Genomic DNA, 3,728 nt, shown 5'->3' with positions numbered 1-3,728 from the left:
GTGTTGATGGATTTTATCCATCAACACCAAAATATCATAAACCCCATAAAAATTACTTTTCTGTAGTACTAATTATCTTATAAAGTTGCTGATACTGACTAAGCATCCAAGTTTTATAAGTTTTTCCGGACGGTAAAGTTTCAGTAACAGCCAGAACTGGAACATTATTTTTTCTTGCTAAACTTACTAAATTGTTAACAGTTTTTGAATCCACTTGTTTGTTAAAAACAAAGAACGCAATTTTGTGATTCTTAATATTTGTTTGCATTGTTTTAATAGTCTTTGGAGATGGATCAACATCATTTTCAGTGTCTTCCTCAAAACTATGATCTGCTACTTTAAAACCGGCGGCCTGTAAAGCGTAATCAAATACCGGTTCACTAACGTAAACCTCTTTATTGGTAGTCTTCTTAGCGACTGCATTGATTCGTTTAATTTGTTGATTAATCGAAGCTAAAGACTTAATATATTGCTTGGCATTGGCTTTAAAGTAAGCTTCGTTTTTAGGTTGTAATTTACTGAAATGTTTAGCCAAGTCGTTAGCTAGTTTAGGCATTGTTTTTGGGTTATACCACAAATGCGGATTATCTCCATCCTTTTTATCTAAAAGATCTTCACCAACTTTAATATATGTAGCCTTAGGGGCATTTTTAGCCAACCTGCTCATCCAGCCATCATAACCCACTCCGTTTGCAACCAATACATTGGAGTTAGCCACTTCTTTAGCTATTTTGGAGGTTGGCTCATAATCATGTGGATCAACACTAGGATTATTAATCACAGACGTTACATGTCCCTTGTTGCCGACAACTGCCTTAGCGACTTCCCCATAAAAATCAGTTGTTGCTGTTACTGTTATTTTATTATTTTTAGTGGATGAAGTAGATTGTGAGCACCCAGCTATAAACGTCGCGGTCCCAATAAAAGTAATAATCAATGTTAAAAGCTTTAATGTTTTTTTCAAAATTATTTTCTCCTCAAACAATAATATATTTAATGGTTGAAATACCATTTTACCTAATGCACGTACTGTGTAATTCCTCTTACTACATCACGGGCAACTAATCTTTGATATATTTTAGATTTTATGTGTTTAAAATCATGTGTGCTATCCATAAATCCCATTTCAATTAGTACTGCCGGTCTTTGATTATCGCGTAACACTTCAAAATCGCCAAAAGCTATTCCACGATTAACTAACGGAAGATTAACAAAATTATTGTTAAGTTTCTGAGCAAGCTTACGAGCATTCTGATGGTATTGAAACACTTCAAACCCTTGGGCAGCATTTTTCTTTCCCGCAGAATTAAAATGAAAACTAATAAACAACGTTGCCTTATCCATATTAGCTATTTTAGGCCGTTTAGACAATGATACCGATTGATCTGATTGACGAGTTAGTATAACCCGTGAATATTTTGACCTTAATAACTGGGCTACTGCCAAGGCGGTTGGCAAGGTGTATGTTTTTTCCATGGCGCCATGCAACCCAATGGTACCGGAATCAATCCCACCATGCCCTGGATCAAGAACGATTGTTGCTTCTGCCAATGAATTGATAGCTCGATACTTAGTTTGATGAATCAACCAGCTTGCAACCCAGCCTTGATGATGGCCAACTTTAACACGCCACCATTTAGTATGAACGTTCTTTTTTTCTACCTTTAATCTGGTTCCGTAAGCGAGCTTTTCGATAATGTGACCCTTTGGTGTCGGCATGTCACGCAAATTAATTGTTTGTGCAGTGACTTTAGGCTCACAGAAATATTGAATAGTTAGATGTCCCACGATATATACGAGACCAACAATAATGATGACACGTAATATAAACAATGGCTGCTTCCAGAATGGTATTTTGTTATTAATCAATGTGCTCAAATCCTTAATCATTTAATGTGATTTAAGCATAGTGATTAACAGTCTCTTTGTAAAGTACGGCAGAGGCTCTAATTAGTCTGCCCGGGTAAACAGCCGTCTCTGTTTTTTAATCACTTTAATCGTTTTCAACGCACGTTTTCTTGTCTTTATATTGGGACTTTTTAGATGTCTGCAAGCACTCGAATGGTCTTCCTTTTCCATGATAGTTATCCTCACTACAAAATTTTATAATTACCAACTGGCCTTGTGTATCCCAGAAATTTGTCCCAGTAAGGCATATTTGCGGAAATTTAATCGGGACATTCCAAACTTACGCATATACCCACGAGGCCGCCCATCTAAAACATCTCGATTTCGTAATCGGATTGGATTAGAATCCTTGGGCAACTTAGCCAGTGCCACGTAATCTCCCTGTGCTTTTAAATTTTTCCGTTCACCAGCATACTTCGCAACTAACTTCTTCTGACGCTCATATCTAGCTATTTTTGACTTCTTAGCCATTAGAATTTTCCCCCTTGTGCCCTAATTAATCTCAGTGAACCAAACTCTGTGTTTTAACTTTGGCGAGTATTTTTTTAATTTGATCTTATGAGGTGTATTCTTAGGATTCTTACTTATCAAATACAGTTTTTCCTTTGTGTCCGCATTAGCTAAAATAATTGTTTTCCACATTTTTGCACCTTCCTTATTGGGTTTAAAAAGAACAAGCACCTAGCAGACTATCCATAGCATCTTCATCAACTGATGAAATCACAAATTTTACTTGTCGCGCCATTGAAAAATCTATAATTTGTCCTTGATGGTCTAAAAAGAGCAAATCGTATTCTGCCTTAATCATTCCTAGAATAGCGACTATTAGCCAGGTACTATTACTTAAGGGTGATTGAACCGTCAAGTAATTATTAGAATTACTAAACTTAAGATTAGCTTTTGGACAATCATAATAATTAAAAGCACACTGGAAACATTGTTTTATTAGCTGATCCGAGAATTCCATGCTAAGACTCCTATTGCTCTTCATCATCACTTGAGCGATTTATGAATTACCTGTTTTCCGTGATAATAACCCGATAATGAGACATGATGTGAAAGTACATATTCTTGAAGTTGGTTATCCCAATGAATAGCCGGCAACATTAACTTTTGTGTAGCTCTTCGTTTCCTCTTTCGAGATTTGGACTGACGGCGTGCAGGTGTAGCCATAAAATCATCTCCTTCCGTTCTAAATAGTAATCGTTACGATTTAGCATACGATATTGCGTTTGCTATGTCAATATAAAATATCCTTGACAAAGCATAGGCAATGTAGCAGACTACAAAAAGCAATTATTACGATTTACAATCGATTTTTACTTTTCCCTTTGCTTAGAGAACCCCCGCTTTAAGTAATCCCATTCTAGGGACTACTCCTAAAGTTCATGCGGAAGTCACTTAACTTTAGGAGTTTTATTATGGAAATAATTTCAAATACAACAATATTAAAAACATTACTAGGTAGATTAAAAATTCGATCCGATTTTTTACAAATTGGTTAGCGTAACCTGATAAGGTGCTTGCTAGTGGGGACTTTAGATGGTTTTTGGTTAATCTGGAGTAACATAGTTGTTAAATCTTGATCACAAATGTGACCAGAACAAGTCCCTTAGGTTAAAAAATACAGTGTTTGACTTATCTCCTGATAATTAATATTAATATACTTGACATAGGATCTATATGGATAATCAATGTTTGATGACATTCTGAAATAAATAAGCGGCTATACCAACGATTATCTCCATGTTAGTATGAGCCGCTTATTAATAGTTTGGGGTCTATGATATTTGGTGTTGATGGATAAAATCCATCAACAC

General features: G+C 35.8%; 7 protein-coding genes and 1 pseudogene. All 8 read right to left on the bottom strand.

Going from position 1 to position 3,728, the window contains the following annotated elements; translation table 11 throughout:
• Positions 1–52 precede the first annotated feature (52 nt).
• Positions 53–1,012 carry a metal ABC transporter solute-binding protein, Zn/Mn family gene (locus tag IV84_RS09960; RefSeq protein ID WP_100212893.1) on the bottom strand — a complete coding sequence of 320 codons (960 nt, stop codon included), beginning with the start codon at positions 1,010–1,012 and terminating at the stop codon, positions 53–55.
• Positions 1,013–1,017: 5 nt separating this feature from the next.
• A complete protein-coding gene (locus IV84_RS09955) occupies positions 1,018–1,869 on the bottom strand; it encodes an N-acetylmuramoyl-L-alanine amidase (RefSeq protein ID WP_024624169.1) in 852 nt (283 codons plus the stop codon).
• An 81-nt stretch (positions 1,870–1,950) separates the two neighbouring features.
• A complete protein-coding gene (locus IV84_RS11030) occupies positions 1,951–2,079 on the bottom strand; it encodes a putative metal homeostasis protein (protein ID WP_096587937.1) in 129 nt (42 codons plus the stop codon).
• A gap of 30 nt (positions 2,080–2,109) precedes the next feature.
• A complete protein-coding gene (rpsN, locus tag IV84_RS09950; protein ID WP_024624168.1) occupies positions 2,110–2,379 on the bottom strand; it encodes a 30S ribosomal protein S14 in 270 nt (89 codons plus the stop codon).
• Between the two features lie 21 nt (positions 2,380–2,400).
• Complete coding sequence (rpmG, locus tag IV84_RS09945) at positions 2,401–2,550, bottom strand: 50S ribosomal protein L33 (protein WP_056986592.1); 150 nt, start codon at positions 2,548–2,550, stop codon at positions 2,401–2,403.
• 22 nt (positions 2,551–2,572) lie between these two features.
• Positions 2,573–2,875 carry a hypothetical protein gene (locus IV84_RS09940; RefSeq protein ID WP_024624166.1) on the bottom strand — a complete coding sequence of 101 codons (303 nt, stop codon included), beginning with the start codon at positions 2,873–2,875 and terminating at the stop codon, positions 2,573–2,575.
• Positions 2,876–2,901: 26 nt separating this feature from the next.
• Positions 2,902–3,081: a 50S ribosomal protein L32 gene (rpmF, locus tag IV84_RS09935; protein WP_046870603.1), complete on the bottom strand. Its 180-nt coding sequence runs from the start codon at positions 3,079–3,081 to the stop codon at positions 2,902–2,904.
• A 317-nt stretch (positions 3,082–3,398) separates the two neighbouring features.
• Positions 3,399–3,520 (bottom strand): annotated as a pseudogene (locus IV84_RS11460) (IS30 family transposase); the annotation flags it as partial.
• Positions 3,521–3,728 lie beyond the last annotated feature (208 nt).

The organism is Pediococcus damnosus (genome assembly GCF_001437255.1).
GTDB classification, from domain to species: Bacteria; Bacillota; Bacilli; order Lactobacillales; family Lactobacillaceae; genus Pediococcus; species Pediococcus damnosus.
This window is presented reverse-complemented; position numbering and strand designations above follow the sequence as displayed.

What these genes read in the sequence shown, in the direction of transcription:
- rpmF (WP_046870603.1), bottom strand. Translation starts at nt 3,081, where the DNA reads ATGGCTACACCTGCACGCCGTCAGTCCAAATCTCGAAAGAGGAAACGA.
- IV84_RS09960 (WP_100212893.1), bottom strand. Translation starts at nt 1,012, where the DNA reads ATGGTATTTCAACCATTAAATATATTATTGTTTGAGGAGAAAATAATT.
- rpmG (WP_056986592.1), bottom strand. Translation starts at nt 2,550, where the DNA reads ATGTGGAAAACAATTATTTTAGCTAATGCGGACACAAAGGAAAAACTG.
- IV84_RS09940 (WP_024624166.1), bottom strand. Translation starts at nt 2,875, where the DNA reads ATGGAATTCTCGGATCAGCTAATAAAACAATGTTTCCAGTGTGCTTTT.
- rpsN (WP_024624168.1), bottom strand. Translation starts at nt 2,379, where the DNA reads ATGGCTAAGAAGTCAAAAATAGCTAGATATGAGCGTCAGAAGAAGTTA.
- IV84_RS11030 (WP_096587937.1), bottom strand. Translation starts at nt 2,079, where the DNA reads ATGGAAAAGGAAGACCATTCGAGTGCTTGCAGACATCTAAAAAGTCCC.